The sequence below is a fragment of the Microcella sp. genome (genome assembly GCF_033763155.1).
Taxonomy (GTDB): domain Bacteria; phylum Actinomycetota; class Actinomycetes; order Actinomycetales; family Microbacteriaceae; genus Microcella.
In genome coordinates this window covers 1-21,119 of sequence record NZ_JANRKZ010000118.1, presented here as the reverse complement: position 1 = coordinate 21,119, position 21,119 = coordinate 1, and the positions used below count along the sequence as shown (strand labels likewise).

19 protein-coding genes are annotated in these 21,119 nt (G+C 65.6%); 5 read left to right on the top strand and 14 right to left on the bottom strand.

Translation table 11 applies throughout. From position 1 onward, the window contains the following. A partial coding sequence (locus SFU54_RS05295) for a serine hydrolase (RefSeq protein WP_319015253.1) occupies window positions 1–447 on the top strand: 447 nt, incomplete at its 5' end. Window positions 448–553: 106 nt separating this feature from the next. On the opposite strand, the gene tsf is transcribed toward SFU54_RS05295, so the two are convergent. Then, entirely contained in the window at window positions 554–1,381 is an 828-nt protein-coding gene (tsf, locus tag SFU54_RS05290) for a translation elongation factor Ts (protein ID WP_319015252.1), read from the bottom strand. A gap of 10 nt (window positions 1,382–1,391) precedes the next feature. Next, window positions 1,392–2,327 (bottom strand): 30S ribosomal protein S2, encoded by a 936-nt coding sequence (gene rpsB, locus SFU54_RS05285; protein WP_319015251.1) that lies wholly within the window; start codon window positions 2,325–2,327, stop codon window positions 1,392–1,394. Between the two features lie 281 nt (window positions 2,328–2,608). On the opposite strand from rpsB, the gene SFU54_RS05280 reads away from it, so the two are divergent. Next, the gene (locus tag SFU54_RS05280; protein ID WP_319015250.1) at window positions 2,609–3,079 is read left to right on the top strand and encodes a M23 family metallopeptidase; all 471 of its coding nucleotides are present in this window, start codon (window positions 2,609–2,611) and stop codon (window positions 3,077–3,079) included. An 8-nt stretch (window positions 3,080–3,087) separates the two neighbouring features. Here SFU54_RS05280 and SFU54_RS05275 read toward each other — a convergent pair whose 3' ends face one another. Both SFU54_RS05275 and SFU54_RS05270 read right to left on the bottom strand, forming a co-directional pair. After that, entirely contained in the window at window positions 3,088–4,032 is a 945-nt protein-coding gene (locus SFU54_RS05275; protein WP_413466571.1) for a tyrosine recombinase, read from the bottom strand. Window positions 4,033–4,117: 85 nt separating this feature from the next. Continuing rightward, on the bottom strand, window positions 4,118–6,253 hold the full coding sequence (locus tag SFU54_RS05270) for an MMPL family transporter (protein ID WP_319015249.1): 2,136 nt from the start codon (window positions 6,251–6,253) through the stop codon (window positions 4,118–4,120). A gap of 123 nt (window positions 6,254–6,376) precedes the next feature. Here SFU54_RS05270 and SFU54_RS05265 point away from each other — a divergent pair, with 123 nt between their 5' ends. Then, window positions 6,377–6,934 (top strand): MarR family winged helix-turn-helix transcriptional regulator, encoded by a 558-nt coding sequence (locus tag SFU54_RS05265; RefSeq protein WP_319015248.1) that lies wholly within the window; start codon window positions 6,377–6,379, stop codon window positions 6,932–6,934. 82 nt (window positions 6,935–7,016) lie between these two features. Here the strand turns inward: SFU54_RS05265 and SFU54_RS05260 are convergent, their stop codons facing one another. The 10 genes from SFU54_RS05260 to rplS form a co-directional block, all read right to left on the bottom strand. Continuing rightward, complete coding sequence (locus SFU54_RS05260) at window positions 7,017–7,952, bottom strand: metallophosphoesterase (RefSeq protein ID WP_319015247.1); 936 nt, start codon at window positions 7,950–7,952, stop codon at window positions 7,017–7,019. A gap of 9 nt (window positions 7,953–7,961) precedes the next feature. Further along, window positions 7,962–9,311, bottom strand: coding sequence for a DNA-processing protein DprA (dprA, locus tag SFU54_RS05255; protein ID WP_319015246.1), 1,350 nt, complete (start codon window positions 9,309–9,311; stop codon window positions 7,962–7,964). Then, window positions 9,312–10,832 (bottom strand): YifB family Mg chelatase-like AAA ATPase, encoded by a 1,521-nt coding sequence (locus SFU54_RS05250; protein ID WP_319015245.1) that lies wholly within the window; start codon window positions 10,830–10,832, stop codon window positions 9,312–9,314. Then, window positions 10,832–11,185 carry a YraN family protein gene (locus SFU54_RS05245; RefSeq protein WP_319015244.1) on the bottom strand — a complete coding sequence of 118 codons (354 nt, stop codon included), beginning with the start codon at window positions 11,183–11,185 and terminating at the stop codon, window positions 10,832–10,834. The genes SFU54_RS05250 and SFU54_RS05245 overlap by 1 nt, the downstream gene beginning before the upstream one ends. 106 nt (window positions 11,186–11,291) lie before the next feature. Next, the gene (locus tag SFU54_RS05240; RefSeq protein WP_319015243.1) at window positions 11,292–14,021 is read right to left on the bottom strand and encodes a hypothetical protein; all 2,730 of its coding nucleotides are present in this window, start codon (window positions 14,019–14,021) and stop codon (window positions 11,292–11,294) included. A 101-nt stretch (window positions 14,022–14,122) separates the two neighbouring features. Then, window positions 14,123–17,563, bottom strand: coding sequence for a hypothetical protein (locus SFU54_RS05235; protein ID WP_319015242.1), 3,441 nt, complete (start codon window positions 17,561–17,563; stop codon window positions 14,123–14,125). A gap of 88 nt (window positions 17,564–17,651) precedes the next feature. Then, entirely contained in the window at window positions 17,652–17,975 is a 324-nt protein-coding gene (locus tag SFU54_RS05230; RefSeq protein WP_319015241.1) for a DUF2469 domain-containing protein, read from the bottom strand. Window positions 17,976–17,982: 7 nt separating this feature from the next. Further along, the gene (locus tag SFU54_RS05225) at window positions 17,983–18,642 is read right to left on the bottom strand and encodes a ribonuclease HII (RefSeq protein ID WP_319015240.1); all 660 of its coding nucleotides are present in this window, start codon (window positions 18,640–18,642) and stop codon (window positions 17,983–17,985) included. Between the two features lie 10 nt (window positions 18,643–18,652). After that, the gene (lepB, locus tag SFU54_RS05220; protein ID WP_319015239.1) at window positions 18,653–19,405 is read right to left on the bottom strand and encodes a signal peptidase I; all 753 of its coding nucleotides are present in this window, start codon (window positions 19,403–19,405) and stop codon (window positions 18,653–18,655) included. A gap of 104 nt (window positions 19,406–19,509) precedes the next feature. After that, complete coding sequence (rplS, locus tag SFU54_RS05215) at window positions 19,510–19,857, bottom strand: 50S ribosomal protein L19 (protein WP_319015238.1); 348 nt, start codon at window positions 19,855–19,857, stop codon at window positions 19,510–19,512. Window positions 19,858–20,062: 205 nt separating this feature from the next. On the opposite strand from rplS, the gene SFU54_RS05210 reads away from it, so the two are divergent. After that, window positions 20,063–20,707 (top strand): TetR family transcriptional regulator, encoded by a 645-nt coding sequence (locus SFU54_RS05210; protein ID WP_319015237.1) that lies wholly within the window; start codon window positions 20,063–20,065, stop codon window positions 20,705–20,707. Next, on the top strand, window positions 20,708–21,119 hold a 412-nt coding region (locus SFU54_RS05205), incomplete at its 3' end, for a M24 family metallopeptidase (RefSeq protein WP_319015236.1).

Below are 21,119 nucleotides of genomic sequence, written 5' to 3'. Positions count from 1 at the left end.
AGCGGCACCGACTTCGCCACGATTCTTGCCCGGGAGGTGTATCCCGACACCGCGATGAGGCTCGAACCGGCCTCGACGGCCGACGACGTGGCCCTTTCGTATGAGGGCGGCTCTGAGTCGCGCGTGGAGTGGCTGCAAATCGGTGACGGTTCGGTCGTCGCCACGGCCACTGAATTGGCCCAGTGGGGAACGATCTACGCCGACACGAGCGACCCCGCGGTGCGGGCCATGACCGAGGGCGCTGCGGATGACGGGGCAGGAGGGCAGTACGGCGCCGGAATCGGCATCGACCCCGACGGCAACCTGGGCCACAGCGGCGGCTGGGCAGGATTTGTGACGCTGTTTTGGGTGTCGGCCGACCGCTCAACCGTCATGAGCGTGTTGTGCAACAGCACGGACCTCGAGATTGATGCTCTTGCCGACGGCATGCTGACCATTTGGGAGTAGCCGGCGCGATCGCACCGAATCGCGCACAGTCGGCGCGCGCCACACACCTCACCAACGACGAACGCCCCGGGTCTGGTCCAGACCCGGGGCGTTCGAACGAGTGAAACTAGGCGCCGACCTTGAAGCGAGCGAAGCCCGTCACGGTCAAACCGGCATCCTTGAGAACCGTCGCGACCGTGAGCTTGTTGTCACGCGCGTAGTCCTGCTCGAGCAAGGCAACCTGCTTGAAGAAGGCACCGACGCGACCCTCCACGATCTTCGGCAGGGCGGCCTCAGGCTTGCCCTCGTTGCGCGAGATCTCTTCGACGATGCGACGCTCGGTCTCGACCGCTTCGGCCGGAACCTCGTCGCGCGTGAGGTACTGCGGGTCGGCAAACGAGATGTGCTGCGCAATGCTGCGCGCCGTCTCGGCGTCAGAACCCTCGTAGGCCACGACAACTCCAACCTGCGGGGGCAGGTCTTTGTTGGTGCGGTGCAGGTACACGGCGAAGTTCGCGCCGGCAACACGAGCTACGCGACGCAGCTCGAACTTCTCGCCGATGATGGCGGCCTCTTCGTCGATGATCGCGGCGACGGTCGAGCCGTCAACCGGAGCGGCCAGGGCCGCCTCGACCGAGTCGGCACCCGCGGCCACAACAGCCGCGAGCACGCGCTCGCCGAGCGCAACGAACTTCTCGCCCTTGGCAACGAAGTCGGTCTCGCACGCGAGCTCGATCATCGTCGTCGCGTCGGCGCCCTCGTGCGCGGCGATGAGGCCCTCGCTCGTCGAGCGGTCGGCGCGCTTCGCGTTGCCCTTGGCACCCTTGAGACGCAAGATCTCGGTGGCCTTCTCGAGGTCACCCTCGGCTTCGACCAGGGCGTTCTTCGTGTCGACCATGCCGGTGCCGAGGCGCTCGCGCAGGGTCTTGATGTCTTCCAGGCTGACGTTCGCCATAGAGGTGTCCTTACTCGGTCTCAGCGGCCGGGGCGTCAGCCTCGGCGGCGGGCTTCTTCTTGGCAGGGGCCTTCTTTGCGGGCTCCTCAGCGGCGGCCTCGGCGGCAACCTCAGCGGACGCCTCGTCGGCAGCAGCCTCGGCCACGGGGGCCTCAGCGGCGGGAGCCTCAGCGGCAGCGGCGCCCTGCTCGAGCAGTTCGCGCTCCCACTCAGCGAGCGGCTCGACGGCGGAGACGTTGCCCTCAGCGGCCGGCTTCGCGTGCTTGCGGATCAAGCCTTCGGCAGCAGCATCCGCAATGATGCGCGTCAGCAGCGCCACCGAGCGAATCGCGTCGTCGTTACCCGGAATCGGGTACGCCAGCTCGTCGGGGTCGGCGTTGGTGTCGAGGATGCCGATGACGGGGATGCCGAGCTTCTTGGCCTCGTCAATGGCGAGGTGCTCGCGCTTGGGGTCAACAACCCACATGGCGCTCGGGGTCTTCGTGAGGTTGCGGATACCGCCGAGCGACTTGTGCAGCTTGTCGAGCTCGCGCTTCTTGATCAGCAGCTCTTTCTTGGTGAAGCCCTTGGTGGTGTCGTCGAAGTCGAGCTCTTCGAGCTCCTTCATGCGCGCGAGGCGCTTCGACACGGTCTGGAAGTTGGTCAGCAGACCACCGAGCCAGCGCTGGTTAACGTAGGGCTGACCGACGCGCGTGGCCTGCTCGGCGATCGACTCTTGCGCCTGCTTCTTGGTGCCGACGAAGAGAATGGTGCCGCCGTGGGCGACCGTCGCGGTGACGAAGTCGTAGGCCTTGTCGATGTAGGCGAGCGACTGCTGCAGGTCGATGATGTGGATGCCGCTGCGCTCGGTGAGGATGAAGCGCTTGACTTTCGGGTTCCAGCGGCGGGTCTGGTGCCCGAAGTGCACGCCGCTGTCGAGCAGCTGGCGAATGGTAACGACGGCCATGGCCGTACTCCTTCTGTTCTCAGTTGTCGCCCCGCCCGACGGGAAGGGCCCTGGTGCCCGGCGCTGGCCCCGACCCGCACGGTGGTGCCCCCGATTGCTCGGGGACCGGCGGGACTGATGGGGATGTGCGCCACGAAATGGACACGCGAAGTCAGCCGCGACACGCACGACTGCGTCGCCCAGCATATCACCGCTCCCCCACTGCCCTGGCTACGCCTCTGGTTCAGCCATGTCGACCGACATCGGGCGACGGATGCCCGGCTCACCGCCATGCTCACGCCATGCGCCTTGCCGCCCTCGTTCTGCTGTTGCCCGTCGCCCTTAGTGGAGCAGTTGCCCCCGCTGACCCCTCGTGGATGTGGCCTGTCGAGGGGCCTCGCGTCGTGCAGCGACCCTTCCTCGCGCCGCCCTCGCCCTACGGCATCGGCCACCGCGGCGTTGACCTGGCGGCGGTCGCCGACGGAGCCGAGGTCTATGCCGTCACGAGCGGGGTCGTGCACTTTGCCGGAATCGTCGTCGACCGCCCCGTCATCACCATTCGCACGGGCCAGATTCTCGCGACGGTCGAGCCGGTGACACCACTCGTGGCGCAGGGCGACGTTGTTCTCGCCGGCCAGGTGATCGGCACGCTCGAACCCGGTCACTGTTCCCAGCCGTGCGTGCACCTCGGCGTGCGCGTCGCGGGCGAGTACGTGTCGCCACTGCTCTACCTCGGCGGTCTACAGCGAGCGGTGTTGCTACCGCTCGAGTGAGCCTCGGCCTAGGCCCGTGGGTGCGCGGTGCGGTAGACCGAGGCCAGTCGTTCGGCACTCACGTGGGTGTAGATCTGCGTGGTGCCGAGGCTCGCGTGGCCGAGAATCTCTTGCACGGCCCGAAGGTCGGCGCCGCCGTCGAGCAAGTGCGTCGCCGCGGTGTGTCGAAACGTGTGCGGGCCGGCGGGTCCACTTCCCGGCTGATCGGCAAGAAGGCCCGCCGCGAGTGCGTACACCGCCCGCGTTGACTCGCGGGCACCTCGAGCCCCGAGAAAGAGGGCCGCGCCGCTGCGGTCGGTGGCGAGAAGCGGCCGGCCGTCGTCGACATAGTTGCTCAGGGCGCGAGCGGCAGGCACGCCGAAGGGCACGACGCGTTCCTTCGCCCCCTTGCCCAGCACGCGCACCACGCGCCGCTCTGCGTCGACATCACCGAGATCGAGCCCGACGAGTTCACTCACGCGGAGGGCGCTCGCGTAGAGCACCTCGATCATCGCGAGATCGCGCAGCGCCTGAGCATCGCGCGTCGCGGCCCGAGTCGCGAGCCCGTCGAGCAATGCGTCAACCTGCGGGCGCGACAACACGCGCGGCAAGTGTCGGTCGGGTCGCGGAGCTCGCAGCCGAGCAGCCGCATCGGCCGGCGCGCGGCCCGTGCGGGCGAGCCACGCCGTGAAGCCCCGCATGGTGGATGCTCGGCGCGCGAGGCTCGATGCCGCGAGGCCCGCATCGCTCTGGCTCCAGACCCACTCGCGCAGCAGTTCGAGGTCGATGAGGGCTGGGTCGGGCTCGGCGCCGCGCTCGTCAACAAAGTCGACGAACGTCGCCAGGTCGCCCGCATACGCCCGCACGGTGTGTGCGCTTGCCCCCCGCTCGAGTTCGACCGCGCGCAGATACTGCGCGACAGCGTCACGGAGCGGGGTGGTTGGCACGGGCACTCCCCCAGCATGCGCCCTCATGCCTGTGCCCGCCACGGCGACAAGCCGGGCGGGCACAGGGTGAGTTCACACCGCTCTCGTCGCGCGAGCGACGCGGTGCGCGGCTCTAGACAGCAGCCGCCGGCTCTTTGGTGGCAGCGGGGGCCTCGTCGGGCATCCGTTCGGCCTGACCATTGGCCCCGCGTGCCGCCGCCTCAGCGTCGGTGAGCTCGGGGCGGCGCGGCCACCAGAAGCGGTCTTTCGCGATGAACGCCATCGCGGGAACGATGACCGTGCGCACGAGCAAGGTGTCAATGAGCACACCGATGCACACGATGACGCCGATTTGCGTGAGCGTGATGAGCGGCAGCACGCCGAGCACCGCGAACACGGCAGCGAGCAAGATACCCGCGCTCGTGATGACGCCACCGGTCGCGGCGAGTGCCCGCACCATGCCCTCGGTTGTGCCGAGCGTCGCCACCTCTTCTTTCGCGCGTGTCACGAGGAAGATCGAATAGTCGACACCCAAGGCCACGAGGAACAAGAAGCTGAACAGCAACACGGTCGTGTCGACGCCGGGGAACCCGAACACCGTCGCGAAGAGAATCGCGCCAATGCCGACGGCACTAAAGTAGCTCGCCACGACGGCGATGAGCAACAGCACGGGAGCGAGCAGCGCGCGCAGCAACACGATGAGCACGAGCAACACGAGCACGAGAATCAGCGGAATTACGAGGTTCTGATCGCGCTGTTGTGCATCACGCAAGTCGAGACCCTCGGCATCAATGCCGCCGACGAGACCGGTGCCATCACCGAGGTCATCAAGGGCGAGCCGCAAGTCGGCGACGATCTCGAACGCGCGCTGGCTCTCAGGGTCGGCGTCGAGCACGACGTCGACCTGAGCGATGTCGTCGTTCGACGGACCCGGCCGAGCTTCGACCACGCCTTCAACGTCAAGCACGCCCTCGAGAACCTCGTCGAGGTCACCGGCGGGAATCATGACGGCAGCGGGGGCCGTGGCGCCCGCCGAGAACGCCTCGGCGATGCGTTCTTGGCCAAGCACCGCCTCCGGCTTGACGATAAAGCGGTCGTTCTGCGACAGCCCGACGTTGAGCGTCGTCATGCCCGATGCGAGTGCGCCGAGAATGGCGAAGCCCGCGATGGCGACGACGATCGGGCGCTTGCTCACGGCGCGACCGAGCTTGCCCCAGGGGCTACGCGAGATCACGTCGGGCGAGCCGTAGCGCGGCACGAGCGGCCAGAAGAGCCAGCGCCCAAAGACGACGAGCGCCGCGGGCAGAACGATCAGCGCGTACGCCATGGCAACGACGATTCCCACGGCACCGGCAAGTCCGAGCGAACGGTTGCCCGAGAGCTCGCCGAACAGCAGGGTGGCCAGCGCCAACGCCACGGTCGATCCGCTCGCGATGATCGCGGGGCCAGCGCCACGCAGGGCGATCGCCATCGCTACGCGGCGATCTTGGTTGAGTCGCAGTTCGTCGCGGTAGCGCGCAATAAGCAAGAGGGCGTAGTTCGTGCCAGCACCGAAAACGAGAACCGAGAGGATGCCCGTGACCGAGCCATCGAGCGTGATGCCGGCGGCGTCCGCCACAAGTCGAGCCGCGATGCCCGCGATGAAGTCAGCGACACCGACAACGGCAAGAGGAACGATCCACAGCACCGGGCTGCGGTAGGTGATGATGAGCAGCAAGGCGACGACGAGAGCCGTCACACCGAGCAGCACGAAGTTGGCGCCCTCGAACACGGCCGAAATGTCGACCAAGAAGCCCTCGGCTCCGGTGAACCACACCTGAATTCCATCAGGCAGACCGTCAGCGGCGATCGAGCGAATCTCGTCGGCGCGCTCCGACTGCACGCTCACGCTCTCTTCAATCGACAACGGAAGCACGACGAGTGCCGTCGTGCCGTCGTCAGAAATTGTGGGCGGCGGCACAAAGCCGTCGAGCGCGATATCAGCCAACTCGACCGTGCGCTCGATGATGGCGGCGATGTCGTCATCGCTCAGCTCACCACTCTCGCGGCCGAAGACGAGCAGACCGCTCGTGGCATCGTCGTCAGCAAACTGCTCTTGCAGAGCGGCCGCTTGCACCGACTCCGCCGAGTCGGGCAGCCCCACCGGTGGGGCCGAGTCAGCGGACTGATAGCCGGCAGCAACGAAGAGCGCAGCCGTCGCGGCAATGCCGGCGACGAGCACGATCCACGATGTCTTGGCTGCGGTGATGAAACGCGCAATCGCGATCACGAGATCTCCTGGAAAGGGTGGGGGGTGATGGTGGTTAACGTTCGGTGCTTCAGGTGCAGCGAGAACACTATCTCGATCATCGAGATACATGACTATCGAAGAAACTAGCGGTAGAGTTGCCCTGTGAACGACTCCCATCAGCAGACTCCCAGCTTCGGCGAATCACACGCCGCGACGCTGCTGCTGCGCGAGTTTCTTGATGTGACGAGCGACTTCGAGCGATCCCTCGGCGACGACCTGTCTGTGAACCCCACCGACCTCTCGGCCATGGAGCACCTCATCGCCACCGGTCCGCTGAGTCCGACGGCCTTGGCCGAACGACTCGGCCTCTCGTCGGGCGCTGTGACGACGGTCATCGACCGTCTCGAGTCACTCGGCCACGTGCACCGCACCCCCAACCCTGGCGATCGACGCGGCACGCTCGTGGTGCCCGCGCCGGCATCTGTCGGTCGCGCAATGGGTCGCATTGTGCCGATGGTGACCGAAGTCGACCGGGCGATTCACGCTTTCGATGACGCCGAACAAGCAATCATCACGCGCTACCTCGAGAGCGTAGTCGCGACCTACCGCACGCACACGACGGTTGAACCGCGCGCTCGATCGTGGCGAGCGGATGCTCCCGCCGACTCATCTGGCGCGCCAGGCCGTGCCTCCGCTCTCGAAGGCTCGTCGGACGCGTAGTCGCGGCGTGCACCGCAGTCGCGCAGCCCGCACCGCAGTTGCGCAGCGCGCGCCGACCCTCGGTTCAGCGACGAGCGCGCTTCTAGACGTCGCTCGCGGCCGCCTCGTTGAGATTGAGGTGTGAGGTCTTGCTCGACAGTTGCTCGAGCCGAACGTCGGGCGGCATCTGGTCGATCATCGGGCGATACTCCGACGAGAAGCCCGTCACCTCGGGGAAGCTGTCGAGCGGAATTGTCGAGGTCACGATCTGGTCGCCATAGACATGCACGAAGTCAAACGACTGGCCACCGTCGACGCCGCTCAACAGGCGTGCCGCGTCGGCACCGAGGTCGAGCGTGTAGCAGGTGGCGGCGGCGACCGACACGGGAATCCCGGCGAACAGGCTGTGCGTCGAGTAGTGCAAGTGACCGCCGAGAATCATGCGCACATCGGTGCCGCGCAACACCTCGGCGAGCGCCGGCTGGTCGTGGAGTTCGAGAACAGCCATGACCTCGAGGGGCGTCGGCACCGGCGGGTGGTGCACAGCCAGCACGCTGCCGTGTTCGGCCGGTTCAGCAAGCACACCGGCGAGCCATTCGAGCTGGGTCGGGGTGATGTCACCGTGGTGGTAGCCCGGCACGGTCGTGTCGAGTGAAATGACCCGTAGCCCACGAATGTCGTGCACGCGATCTTGGGGGGCATCCGTTTCGGGCTCATCGAACAGTAGCGACGCATAGGGCGCCCGCTCGTCGTGATTGCCCATGACCCAGATGACCTCGGCGCCGAGTCGCTCGGCGACGGGCTCAACGGCGGCACGCAACCGAACATAGGCGTCGGGTTCACCGAGATCGGCGAGGTCGCCGGTGAAGACGAGTGCGTCGGGCTTGACCGGCCCGGCTTCGAGGCGAGCCAGCGCTGCAGCGAGACGGTCTTCGACGGGCACCTTTCCGTATAACGCTCGCCCCTGACCGAGCAAGTGCGTGTCGGAAATGTGCACGAGCACGTGGCTCGCGGGAGGGTATTGGCCCATCTGCGTCATGCAATCAGGCTACTCGCGCGGCGCGGCGGTCTCTCCGTCTCGTGCGGGCTTTGACACGCGCGTCGCGCGCCGCCACAGCCCGTCGGCGCCGACCAGTGCGTGGCCCTCGAGCTCGAGAACGCCGAGCACTCCGCGGATGCGCTCCGCCGCCTCGCCCACCGAGCGAGCTACTTCAACCGGAGTCTGACCCCTGCGTGGCCGAAGCGCGTCCATCACACGAACCTGCAGCGGGTCAACCACCAGCGCCACCTCGATCGGTGGTGCCTCAGAACCCTCGCCGTCACTCGGGCCCGGGTCGAGTGGATCAGGCAGCTCAAGCACGCCGTCTGCCCCGAACGCCAATTGCATGACCTCAGCGACACTCGTCACGCACTCCACCGGTTCAGTGCGCAAGGTCTCGTGACACCCGGCGCTGGCCGCGCTCGTGATCGGCCCAGGAACAATGCCAACAGGTCGCCCCATCGTGATGGCATGCCCCGCGGTGTTGAGGGATCCCGATCGGCGCCCCGCCTCGACGACGACGGTGGCGGCCGCTAGTGCTGCGATCAGTCGATTGCGTTGCAAGAATCGCCACTTGGTCGGCGCCGTTCCACACGGAACCTCCGACAACAAGAGACCGTGCTCGGCGACGCGCGTCAACAGCGCCTCGTGCCCGCTCGGATAGATGCGGTCGATTCCCCCGGCAAGCACAGCGATGGTGGCCCCGCCGCTCGCGAGAGCGGCGCGGTGCGCCATCCCATCGATCCCGTATGCGCCTCCCGACACCACCACCACATCGCGCGCACACAGGCCAGCGGCAAACTCCATGGCGACGTGCTCGCCATAGCCGGTCGCGGCTCGGGCTCCGACAATGGCGACACCGGGGCGTCGCATCAACCCCGTATCGCCCCGAGCCCAGAGAAGCACGGGCGGACTGTCACCGAGCGCGTCGAGACCCTCGGGCCATTCGTTGTCACCCGGAACAACCATGATCGCGTGGCATCGAGCTGCGCTCTCGAGACTGCGCATCACGTCGGTCGCACGCAAACGCTCAATCCACCGAGCCGTGCCACTCGCCGCCGCATCAACCGAGACCTCGCCACGCGTCGCGTCACTGATCGCCTGCGCCGGCGCTCGATCGATCACCAGACGCGCTGCGGTCACCGGCCCCACCGCGGCAATGAGCGCTCCGGCAGTGCTGTCTCCCGGTTCGACCAGCACTGACCAGATAGCGCGTGCGAACAGGTCGTCGAGCACGCGTGGCTCATCATCGACGAGGTCGTCGTGATCGAGCTCCGCGGCGAACTCGGCCGTGCCCTCGGGTCGAACGGCCGCCAGCGCCGCCGCAATGCGATTGTCATCGATACCCCACCGACTCACTTAGATTCCCTTTCTCAAGAACAGTGCACGGCCAACGTGCTCGGCGTTCGGTCGTTGAACCGCGTCGAGATCGGCCAAGGTCCATGCGACGCGCAATACGCGGTCGTAGCCGCGCATCGTCAAAGCACCTCGCTCGAGTGCGCGATCAAGCGAGGCCCGGTCAGGCGCAGGGAGGCGCCACTGCGGTGAGCGCACGATCGAGCCCGGAACGTGTGCGGTGAGGTTCCACCCGTGCGCACCCCAGCGCTCGCGAGTGCGCTCGCGAGCGGCCGAGACTCGCTCGCGGGCCTGGACCGTCGTGATTGCTCCGTGGGCGCCCTCGGTCAGCTGCGCCACGCTCACCCGTCGAACCGTGAGGTGCAGATCGATGCGGTCGAGCAACGGCCCCGACAGTCGCCCGAAATACCGTCGCCGCATGAGGGGCGTGCAGGTGCAATCGTCAGCCCCGCCCTGACCGCAGGGGCACGGGTTGGCGGCGAGCACGAGCTGAAACCGCGCAGGAAATCGTGCCGTCGATCGCGCTCGATGAATCGTGATCTCACCGGTCTCGAGCGGCTGTCGAAGAGCGTCGAGAACCGCGCCGGCAAACTCGGGAGCTTCGTCGAGAAACAAGACGCCGTGCGCTGCTCGAGAGATGGCTCCGGGGCGAACCAGCCCGCTCCCGCCCCCGACGAGCGATGCCATCGTCGCGCTGTGATGAGGCGACTCGAGGGGCGGGCGCGTCACGAGAGAAGAGCCCAACGGAAGGCCCGCGAGTGAACGAATCGATGACACCTCTACTGCCGCATCGGGGTCAAGGTCCGGCAGCAGCCCCGGCAACCGCGACGCGAGAAGCGTCTTGCCCGCGCCTGGCGGACCCACCATGAGCATGTGGTGGCCACCCGCTGCGGCAACCTGCAGCGCTTCTACGGCTTCGGGATGCCCGATCACATCAGCCAGGTCACCGAAAGCGACGTCGGGCTCGGCATGCGCGGGCGCGAGAAGTGCGTCGACCGCCACTGGGTCAAGCGGTGCACCGTGGGTAATGAGCACATCGCGCAATGACGTTGCGGCGATGACGCGGATGCCCGGAACAAGCCGCGCTTCGTCGCCGTTGCCACTCGGCACGACGACGGCGCGGGCACCTGCTCGGCGGGCAGCAAGCACAGCGGGCAGCACGCCCGCGACCGGACGCAGCCGACCGTCGAGCGACAACTCGCCGAGGTGCACCACCCCGTCAATCGCCTCGGTGCTGACGACACCGGTCGTCGCCAGCGCTGCTACCGCGATGCCCAGGTCGAAGCCCGAGCCGTGCTTCGGTAACGATGCGGGTGACAGATTGACGGTGACTTTGCGGGCCGGAAGGTCGCACCCCGAGTTGACAGCGGCCGACCGTACGCGGTCTTTCGCCTCGCCCAGTGCGGCGTCGGGAAGGCCAATGATCGTAAACGCGGGCAATCCATTGGCGAGGTCAGCCTCGATCTCGACCAGCGCGCCGTCTACTCCGTGCAAGGCAACGGCCAGGGTGCGGGCCACCGTCATCAGCAGACCTGCTTCACGTGGTCGATGGTGACGCCCGCAGGTTTGACGACGACACCGATGACGTCGATGCGCAACGCCCCGCCCGTGCCCTCGTGAGCGTCACACCAGGCTCCGGCCAGCCGGCGCAGGCGTGCGAGCTTGCGGGGCGTCACAGCGTCGAGCGGATGCCCAAACCCCGTGCCCGACCGCGTCTTGACCTCCACGACAACGGCCGTCGAGCCGTGCCGCGCAACGATGTCGATCTCACCGATCGCACATCGCCAATTGCGGTCGATGATCACGTACCCCAGCGCGGTGAGGTGGTCTACTGCGAGCTGCTCGCCCTTCCGGCCGAGCTCGTCTTTGCGTGCCATGGCGCCTCCTGCCGAGCAGGGTGCTGCACGCGAGAAGCACGGCGGCCGGCTCAGCCGCGCACTCTAGAGTGGCGACCGAACCGGCCGGTGTGGTGAGGAGGAGTGCCTAGCGCACGGCCTCTACCTCGTGCTCGACGTCTTCATCGTCAGATTCGTCGTTTCCGGTGAAGTGCAGCACAGCCCACAGGGTCAGGGTGACGGCGGCAAAGCCCGCCATCACGAGAATCCAGAAGCCGAGCTGTGCGGCGTCTCCTGGTCCGGTGCCGGCGGTCGGCAGCACGACGAGGGCGAAGATGGTTCCGACACCGACGAAGGTGGCCGCCCACAGTTTCTTCGAGTGGCGGAAGATCTCGTGCCCATGCAGGTAACCGAGCGGCAAGAGCGCCGCGAGCGCGGCGGTGAGGCCCTCAGAAGTGGTCGCCACGAGTGCGTCGCTCACGAGCATCCACACGGCCGACGGCTCGCCCGGGGCAAAGCCGCTCATCACCGAGAACCCGCCCCAGGCCAGAACGGCAAGGCCCACCATGACGCCGATCGTCGTAAGCGTCGCCCGCACCCGGTGCACGCTGCCGACACGGGTCAGCAGATCGAGACCGATCACGAGACCGATCAAGAATCCGGGCGAGAACTCGAGAAGACGCGCCACGATCACACCAATGATCGCGAACACAACCGCGGCGGGTTGAAGGCTAATGCGCGTCGGGATGTCCCACACACGACTGATGATGGCGCCACTAATCCATGACGAAACATAGGTCACGATGAACAGACCGATGGCCAACGACAACGTCATGCGCAGCGAGACCGGGTCAAACCCGTAATCGGGATCAATGAAGCCGAAGATGAGCGACGTCACAACCACCAGCACGGCAGCGGCCACCGCGCGCGTTCGCGTGACCGCCGCAAACCAGTCGGTCGCCCGCTGAACGGCAGCGTCAATGGCCGCATACCAGCGCCCGATGCGCCGCGTGTTCGACGCCAAAGTGCTGTTGAGCAACTCGGCCGGGAAAGCCACGAGCAACAGGATTGCCAAGGCAAGTCCGCCACCGGCCACCAGCACGAGCGGCGTGCGAATGATGCGATCGATCGTGGGAATCTGATCGCTGATCGCCGACGGTGCGGCGGGGTTCGAACGATCGACCGCTGAACCGCCACCGTCGCTTCCGAGCGGCCCGGGAGCGGCATCGCTCTTGTCAACAATGGGAGCACCCACCGAGGTCTTTGCGGCATCGACCGGCGACGCGACAACCGCGACGGGAATCGCGACGGTCGAGGCAACGCCACCCGGAGGCGTCGCAATCGCAACAAGCGTGTGATCCCCGACCTCGAGATCACTCGGGATGGTCACCGCAAGTTCGAAAGAGCCTTGGGCGTCGACGAGCGCCGTGCCGAGCACCTGCGGCGTCGACCGAATCTCGATGACGACGCTCGTTCCCGGAGGGAGCCCTTGTGCGAACAGGGTCAACTCCTGACCCGGGGTCAAGGCACCGCCGTCGTAGCCCTCGAGCGTCCACGGCACGGGAGTGGGTGACGGCGTGGGCGCGACAGGTGACGGAACCGTGACCGACACCGTCGAGGTGTAGGCCGAGAAGCCGTTGAGCGATCGATCAGAACCCACGTCGTAGTCATTGGTATCGAAGCCCACCGACTGCTGAATCGCTCGGTAGCTCGCGGCGCCCGGGGGGAGGTCAGCGTCGCATCGCCAGGTGCCACTTCCGCTCACGATGGCCGAGCACACCGTTGAGGCACCAACGGTGCGCACGAGCACACGGTATCCCGCGACCCCGGTGCCACTGAATCGCACAGAACCATCGCTCAGCAGCGTTGCGGATGGCCCGCCCGGCACAGGAGGGATGAGCACGTAGTCATTAGCGCTCTCGTAGAAGACCTCTGCCACGTCTTGCTCGGTGTAGAAGTTCCAGATGCCCGGCGTCAGATTTGTTGCGGCGCACGTGACCACCGGGGGATTTCCCGAGGCGCCACAGACTTGACGCTCGGTAAACACTGATCCTTCGCCGTTGAGCTCCGCTTCGTACACCACCGTCTGAAGAAACGCCCCACTCGCACCCTGGACGGTGGCGGTAACGCTCGCCGGCCCGAGAACATAGCTCGAGGTCGGCGGGCCCGGAACGAACGCTCCCTGAATGAAGTCGCCGAAGTCAGAGGCTGTCTGCGCGCCCGTTACATCGAACCCGTCAGCACGGAATGATGCCGCGCCGTAGTCCCATGTCGGATTCGTTCCCGTACACGACCAGATTCCCGAGGCAGGCACCGGATCGACTTCGCAGTAAAGATTGCCGACCGGTGGCGTTCCCTCGGGGTACACGAAGACTGACACCCTGCCGAGTGCCGGACCCACGCCCGCGAGGGTCGGAGTGAGCGACGACCATTCGTTATCGAATTCTGGGTGGCTTGTCACGGTGACGGGTGTATCTGTTCCGACGGCCACCGTGACCGCATTGCTCGGCACGCTTGCGACACCGTCACCCGACACCTCGGTCGAGGTGGCGACGAGCTCATAGGTTCCCGCGGCAGCCACCGTGAGGTCGCACGCGAACGAGGTGTCGAAATACGACACGAACGACGTGCAACTTGTCGCAACCACACCTCCCTGGGAGGCCGTCACGGTGACGTTCTGGTCAAAACCACCGGCATCGACGACGGTTCCGGTCACCGAGATCGTCGTCGAAATAGTGGTGAATCCGTCTGCAGGCGTCACGATCGTCGGAGCGCCGGGAACCGCGTTGGCTACCGAAACCCCGGCAACGAGTGAAGCGGCGGCGATCGCCGTGATCGCGCCGGCGGCCGCGGCACGGCGGAGGGAAGTTGACAGCATCGACACGACGTTTCCTGCCTCGGGTTTGACTAGGGCGTCTCGCGGGGGCGCGATGACGATCAGGGTAACGCGAGAAGGTTTCGTGCGGATGACAAACGCTGCTATCGCGTCGCGCCTGATTGCTCCGTGACCTCACGAGACTCGCTGTCGGGATCGCCGGTTCGATTCGTGAAGTGCAAGGCTGCCCAGACAATGAGTGTCACGACCGCGAACACCACCATGACGATGATCCAGAACGTCATGTCGGCCACGCTTGCCGTCGCACCCTGTGCCGTCGGCAACACGATAAGCGCGAAAAGCGCGGCGATCACGATGAAGGTTCCGGCCCAGAGCGGCTTCGAGTGTCGGAACACGTCGTGACCGGCCAAGAAGCCCAGTGGCAGCAATGAGGCAAGCGCAGCAGTGAGTCCTTCAGCCGTCGTCGCAACCAACGCATCGTGAATCAAGAGCTCGAACCAGCCGGGCTCTCCCGTGGAAACCGCCGTCAGAACGGAGTATCCGATCCACGCCGAGACGGCCACGCTCGCGACAACTCCCGTGCTCAGCACGACCACACGTGCGCGCACGGCCGCATCGACGCGGCTCACCAGGTCAAGGCCGATCACGAGACCAATCAGGAAGCCGGGCGAGAATTCGAGCAACCGCGCCACGATCACACCGACAACCGCAAAAAGCAGAGCCACGGGCTCGAGACTCACCTTTGTCTCAACGTTCCAGACTCGTGAAGCAATGGCGCCCGTGATCCAGGCTGCCCCGTAGGTGATCAGGAACAAGCCGATGGCGAGCGACACCGTTGAGCGAGCCGACACCGGGTCGAATCCGTAGTTCGGGTCGACGAAACCGAAGATCACCGATGTGATCCCGACCAGAAGAGCGGCCGCTGCGGCGCGTGTGCGAGAGACGCGCGCGAACCACTCGGTCACACGCTCGGCTCGCTCTTCGACAGCAACAAGCCAGCGCCCAAGGCGGCCAGTGTTCCGCGAGAGGGTGCTGTTGAGCAACTCGGCGGGAAACGCGACCAGCAAGAGGATGGCCAGGGCCAGACCGCCCGAGCCCAGAGCGACCCATGGATCGTTGAAAATGCGTTGAACGGTCGGGATGCTGTCGGTCAACACCGAGGGCGCCGCCGGGTTGGACCGGTTGACCGCGCCGCCACTCCCGGATGCCGCTCCGCCGTCAGATCCGTCAGCTTGGGTCGCTTCCGGCGCTGCCCCCGGGAGGAGCGGGTCGCCCTCGACCGTCACGGGAACCGAAACGACCGATGGCTCGCCCCCCGGAGGCGTGGCCGTAGCCACGATCGTGTGGTCTCCGCTCTCGATATCGAGCGGGATGGTGACCGACAGGGCCATCGCGCCGAGATCGTCGGCAACCGTTGATCCCAGCACCTGAGGTGTCGATCGAATCTCGACCACGACGGTGGTCTGCGGGGGCAAGCCCTCGGCGGTGAGGTCGAGAACCTGACCAGGAACGAGTGGGCCATTGCCGATTCCGTTGAGCACCCAGGTGAGTGGTTGATTGTCGGTCGCCGGCAGAGTCGGAACGAAAACGGAGACAGGTGCCGTGAACGCCGAGTAGCCGTCGAACGATGCCACGACACCGAACCCGATGGGAGGTGTTGCCACGAAGCCTTGCGATTGCTGTTGCGCTCGCACTCGAACAAGCCCAGATGCCCCCGAGATGGAGCAGCTCCAGTTTCCACTGGCCGCAACCGTTGCGGTGCATCCGGCGTCGCCGTCGACCTGCCGAACGAGAACGCGGTATCCGGGAGTTCCCTGACCCCGAACCACTACCTCGCCGTCTGCATCGAGCGACGCGTTCACCGTCGGCGCAGCGGGAATCATCACGTAGTGATCGCGGTTATCGCTGGTTTCGAAGTAGAGCGACTGCCACGAGAAGACGTTCCAAATTCCGGGCGCGAGGCCGTCGAACACACAGTTGTCGACGAACGACGGCGCCGTGGGCGGCGCGCCGTTAGGCGACCCGCCCACGTCTCCCGGGTCGGGAAGGCCGCACCCGTCAACCGGGTCTCCATATGTATAACCTTCGCCGTCAACCTGCTCGACCTGGTAGAGACGCACCGAGACGGCGCTATTGGGCTCTCCTGCGGCCTCGACATCGATGGACGCCGCGCCCAATCGATAGGTCATCGTCGGGGGTGGAGGCGTTCCCGATGCCGGAACCGTCACGAGCACTGGTACCGACGGTTCGGAAACGCCGCCGATGTACCCTGCAGACGAACCGGCAACGCCGGGGTCATCAGCAAACCCGAATGACCGAGCCACGGCAACAAATGTCTCATCGCCGGGATCTTCTTGAGACGTGCACGACCAATCGCCCGTGACCGGGTCAACCGCAGAGAAACACCGCACATCACCGATCGAATCGAGCACTTCAATCTGGTTCTCGGTAATCACCGTTCCCGACGCCGAAAGTGCTGAGACCAGGCGATCAATCGTGCCGCTATAGATTGCACCGCCCGGGATGGTGTCGACAGTCAACGTAGGAGTGCCCGGAATGTAGACGAGGTCTTCGCGCACCGCACCGGTCACGCCGTCAGCCCACTGCACCGACTCAAGGCGATGAACCCCTGGCGGCACGAGGGTGAGGCTACACGTCGCCGATGGCCCGACGAACGAAGGGTTGTCAATCACCGCATCCCACGACGCGGGGCAAGCCCGTGCCTCGCTGCCGCCCGTGAATGCGTCGATGGTGAGCGCCGCTCCGACGGTCGTCGTCGAGAAACCATCGATCGTGATGTCGAGGGCGCCTGCAAGCGGCGTGACACTGACATTTGGCTCGCCGGGGAACACCAGAAGACTGATCGTCGCACCCCCCAACGGCTCGTCAATCGAGGTGCCTTCGATGTCGGTGACCAATACCCGGAGCTCCCAGACGCCATAGCTCGGCAGCGCCGCCAAGATCGCGAAGTAGCCCGTGTCATCAATGCTCGAGCTGCCCAAGTATTGCTCTGGCCCCACACCGGCCGACACCGGGTAGCCGAAGAGGTCGGCGCTACCGAGAGCGGGTCCCTGACCGGTGACGATGATTCCGCCACCCTGAGACGAAAAGTCAATCGGGTCACCGGGTCCGTCAAGGGGATAGCCCAACACGATTGATCCGGGGTCTGCAGCCCCGCCGTAGCGAACCGACGAAACAGTGTTGCTGGGCGCACTATCGCCATCGACGTCGGTCGCAATCGCGAAGAGATCGTAGAAGCCGTACGCGCCAGACGGAACGGAGACATCGCACGGGAACGTGTCTCCTGACGGGGTGTTCGCCGGCACGGCCACACTGCACCCCAGCGTCTCCACACCCGTCGCGACAAAGCGGTAGTAGACGTTGACGGTCTGGTCGAGCGGATGGGGAGCAGGCTCAACCGTGACCGAAAAAAGGCCTTGAGTGTCATCGAGAGGCGCGTTGATGATCGGCGCTGCTGGCGCGGCATGTGCCGCAGTCGACGCGGCGATCGCCCCCACCCCGGCGACGGCGACGATCAACAGCGACGCGACAGCGCGGCGCACGTTATGAAGAGGTGCCGTCATGGTTATCAGCCTCGATGAGGGCGCTACAGGGGGTGCGCCGCGTGAGGCTCAGAATAACCCGAGAACGTTTCGTACGTATGACGAATATCTATTCGTCGAGCGCCAGCTCTTTCGGCAGTTTGAGCTCTTTCTTGCCGAGCTCTTCGACGTTGACGTCTTTGAACGTCAGCACCTTGACACTCTTGACGAAGCGGTCGGCGCGGTACACATCCCACACCCACACGTCAGTGAGGGTCAGCTCGAAATAGAAATCGCCGCCCATGTCGCGCACAACCTGCTCAACCTCGTTGGCGAGGTAAAAGCGTCGCTCGGTCTCGACGACGTACTGAAACTGCGACACGACATCGCGGTACTCTCGATAGAGCGCGAGCTCGACTTCGCGGTCGTAATCGTCGAATTCTTCGTCGTCCATGGCTGACTCAGTCTAGACCGTCGAGCAGAGAGGGCTCCCGCAGCCACGTGAGCCGGTGCCGAGGCGACGGCCCGTGCGCGGCAACCGCCGCAAGGTGCTCGCGGCTGCCGTATCCCTTGTTGCCACTCCAGCCATACGCCGGCCATCGCTCGTGATCAGCGACCATGAGCGCGTCGCGGTGTTGCTTCGCGACGACGGATGCTCCCGCCACGCTCGCGCAATCGCGGTCAGCCTTCACGCGGGTCACAATGTGCGGCGGCGAGCTCAACGCGGGGGTCAGCCAATCGTGGCTGCCATCGAGCAACACCGTCGCTCCCGCGACGTCGACACCCGCCTCGTGCAAGGCGATCAGCCCGCGCCGCGCCGCCATGCCGAGCGCCGCGACGATTCCGTGCGCGTCGATCTCTGCCGGCTCCGCCTCGCCCACGGCGACAGCGGCAGCCCAGGCGTGCACCAGCGGCTCAACCTCGGCGCGACGCGCGGGGCTGAGCACCTTGCTGTCTCGCAAGCGCGGAGGCGGAGCATCCACCGACGGAAGAATCGCGCAGACACCGACCGCGACAACCCCCGCAATCGCACCGCGGCCGACCTCATCGACTCCGATGACGACGGGCGCTCCGGCTGAGAAAAACGACCGCTCGACCTCGAGCGTGGGAGCAGCGCTCACGCGAGCACACTCACTCCGCGCGCTCGACCCCGTCAAAGACGAGCGGGTAACTGTCGATCCACTGCCAGCGCTCGAACGGCCAGCTGATGACGAAAGCGCGGCCGACGACATCTTCGATCGGCACCACCCCGTTGAATCGCGAGTCGGCCGAGTCATAGCGGTTGTCACCCATGACCCAGAGCGAGCCCGCGGGTACGTCTTCTTGAAAGTCTTGACCGCTCACGTCGGTCGTGCCATCGGGCAGGGTGACGTAAGGCTCGTCGAGCGGCACTCCGTTGATGCTCAATTGCCCCAGATCGTTGCAACACACAATGCGGTCACCCGGCAACCCGATCACGCGCTTGACCAAGTGCTCGTCGCTGTCTGAAGCGCTGAGCCCGATGAGCGAGAGCACCCAGTCGGTTGCCGCGGCCAGCGGCGGTTGGGGCGGCTCGACGACATCGGGCAGCCATCCGCCCGGGTCGGCAAACACCACGACGTCGCCGCGTTCGATCGGAATCACGTCGGGAACCAACTGATTGACGATGATGCGGTCATTCACGAGAAGCGTGTCTTGCATTGACTCACTCGGAATGTAGAACGAGCGAATCAAGAAAGTCTTGATGAGAAACGAAATGACGAGCGCGGCGGCAACAATGACGACGACATCGCGCAGAAAGAGCACGACGCTGCGCCCGCGGCTGACGGGCGGTGTGGCCGGTGTGCGGGCCGATGAAGCCGCCGCGGATGCTCCGCTCGCGGCAGGCGGTGTGTGCTCAGTCATGACTCCCCAAGTGCTCTGCGCCAGTCTAGGCCGCGCGGGGCTGTCATGACCGAGGGCCTCGCCGACGAATCGACGAGGCCCTCGAGAGGTGTGCGGAGCGCGGACTACGCGTCGCGCTTCTCTTTGATCTTCGCCTTCTTGCCGCGGAGGTTGCGCAAGTAGTAGAGCTTGGCGCGGCGAACATCACCGCGAGTCACGACCTCGATGTGGTCAATGACCGGGGAGTGCACGGGGAAGGTGCGCTCGACGCCGACCTGGAAGCTGACCTTGCGAACCGTGAAGGTCTCGCGAATGCCCTCGTTCGAGCGGCCGATGACGACGCCCTGGAAGACCTGAATACGCGAGCGGCTGCCCTCGATGATGTTGACGTGCACCTTGACGGTGTCGCCGGGGCGGAAGTCGGGGATGTCACTGCGCAGTGACGCGGCGTCGACGTGGTCGAGGATGTGCATGGTGATTCGCTCTCTGCAACCGCCACAGGTCGATCGCGACATTAGGGGAATTCGAAGTATTGCGTGGCACCCGCAGATGCACGGCTCCCCTGTGGCAGAGCCGTGCCGAGGCACAAAGAGAAATCATGCCACATTGTGCGACGCTCACCCAATCAGTGGCACCATAGAAGAAGCAGCAGTCAGAGGATGATCTGGGGGGATCCACATGACAGCACACACCGCACTGGCGACCGATCGCGTCGTTATGCGCACCGAGCCGGTGCAGCAGCGCAGCTCTGAACGCATCACTCTCTTGCTTGATGCGGCGGCAACGCTCATCGATGACGCCGGCATCGACGGCGTCACGACGAGCGCCGTCGCCCTGAGGTCGCGATCGTCAGTCGGCGTCGTATACCGGTACTTTCCCAACATCCAGTCGCTCTTGCGGGCCCTCGCGGCACGCAACATGGAGCGCTACCTCGAGCGCGTCTGGCAGGGGATCAAGAATTCGCCCGTCGAACCCTGGTCGTCGTTTGATGGAACACTCGACGCCTTTATCGACATGACGCGCACCGAACCCGGCTTTCGCGCCTTGCGATTCGGTGACGTCATCGATCAGCGGTTCATCAACCCCGAACTCAGCAACAACGCGATTCTCGCGCGCGCATTCGCTGAGCAAGTGGGGCGCACCTACGACCTCACACCCGACGACGACCTGGTCTTTCACCTCGAAGTAGCCGTCGAGATCGCGAGCGGCCTGCTCACGCGGGCGTTCCAACTCGACAAGAATGGGGATGCTCGCTTTATCGAAGCGACGCGCGACTTGTGCGGCACGTACTTGCGCACCCACATTCCCCTGCCGAGGACGTAAATGATCGAACTGCGCACGCCTGCCGAAATCGACCAGATGAGACCGGCGGGCCGGTTCGTCGCGAGCGTGATCAGTGCTACGAGCGCCGCCGCCGATGTGGGTGTCAACCTGCTTGACCTCGATGCGCTTGCGCACGAAATGAGTCGCGCCGAGGGTGCCGAAAGTTGCTACATCGACTACCACCCGTCATTCGGTGGTTCGCCGTTCGGCAAAGTCATTTGCACCTCGGTCAATGATGCGGCCCTGCACGGGCTGCCCCACGACTATGTGCTGCGTGACGGCGACATGCTGTCACTCGACTTCGCCGCATCGGTCAACGGGTGGGTGTGTGACTCTGCCACGACGATCATCGTGGGCACGCCGCGGCCCGACGACCTCGCGCTCATCGCGACGACCGAGCGAGCACTCGCGG

What these genes read in the sequence shown, in the direction of transcription:
- tsf (WP_319015252.1), bottom strand. Translation starts at nt 1,381, where the DNA reads ATGGCGAACGTCAGCCTGGAAGACATCAAGACCCTGCGCGAGCGCCTC.
- rpsB (WP_319015251.1), bottom strand. Translation starts at nt 2,327, where the DNA reads ATGGCCGTCGTTACCATTCGCCAGCTGCTCGACAGCGGCGTGCACTTC.
- SFU54_RS05280 (WP_319015250.1), top strand. Translation starts at nt 2,609, where the DNA reads ATGCGCCTTGCCGCCCTCGTTCTGCTGTTGCCCGTCGCCCTTAGTGGA.
- SFU54_RS05275 (WP_413466571.1), bottom strand. Translation starts at nt 4,032, where the DNA reads ATGAGGGCGCATGCTGGGGGAGTGCCCGTGCCAACCACCCCGCTCCGT.
- SFU54_RS05260 (WP_319015247.1), bottom strand. Translation starts at nt 7,952, where the DNA reads ATGACGCAGATGGGCCAATACCCTCCCGCGAGCCACGTGCTCGTGCAC.
- SFU54_RS05250 (WP_319015245.1), bottom strand. Translation starts at nt 10,832, where the DNA reads ATGACGGTGGCCCGCACCCTGGCCGTTGCCTTGCACGGAGTAGACGGC.
- SFU54_RS05245 (WP_319015244.1), bottom strand. Translation starts at nt 11,185, where the DNA reads ATGGCACGCAAAGACGAGCTCGGCCGGAAGGGCGAGCAGCTCGCAGTA.
- SFU54_RS05240 (WP_319015243.1), bottom strand. Translation starts at nt 14,021, where the DNA reads ATGCTGTCAACTTCCCTCCGCCGTGCCGCGGCCGCCGGCGCGATCACG.
- SFU54_RS05235 (WP_319015242.1), bottom strand. Translation starts at nt 17,563, where the DNA reads ATGACGGCACCTCTTCATAACGTGCGCCGCGCTGTCGCGTCGCTGTTG.
- SFU54_RS05230 (WP_319015241.1), bottom strand. Translation starts at nt 17,975, where the DNA reads ATGGACGACGAAGAATTCGACGATTACGACCGCGAAGTCGAGCTCGCG.
- lepB (WP_319015239.1), bottom strand. Translation starts at nt 19,405, where the DNA reads ATGACTGAGCACACACCGCCTGCCGCGAGCGGAGCATCCGCGGCGGCT.
- rplS (WP_319015238.1), bottom strand. Translation starts at nt 19,857, where the DNA reads ATGCACATCCTCGACCACGTCGACGCCGCGTCACTGCGCAGTGACATC.
- SFU54_RS05210 (WP_319015237.1), top strand. Translation starts at nt 20,063, where the DNA reads ATGACAGCACACACCGCACTGGCGACCGATCGCGTCGTTATGCGCACC.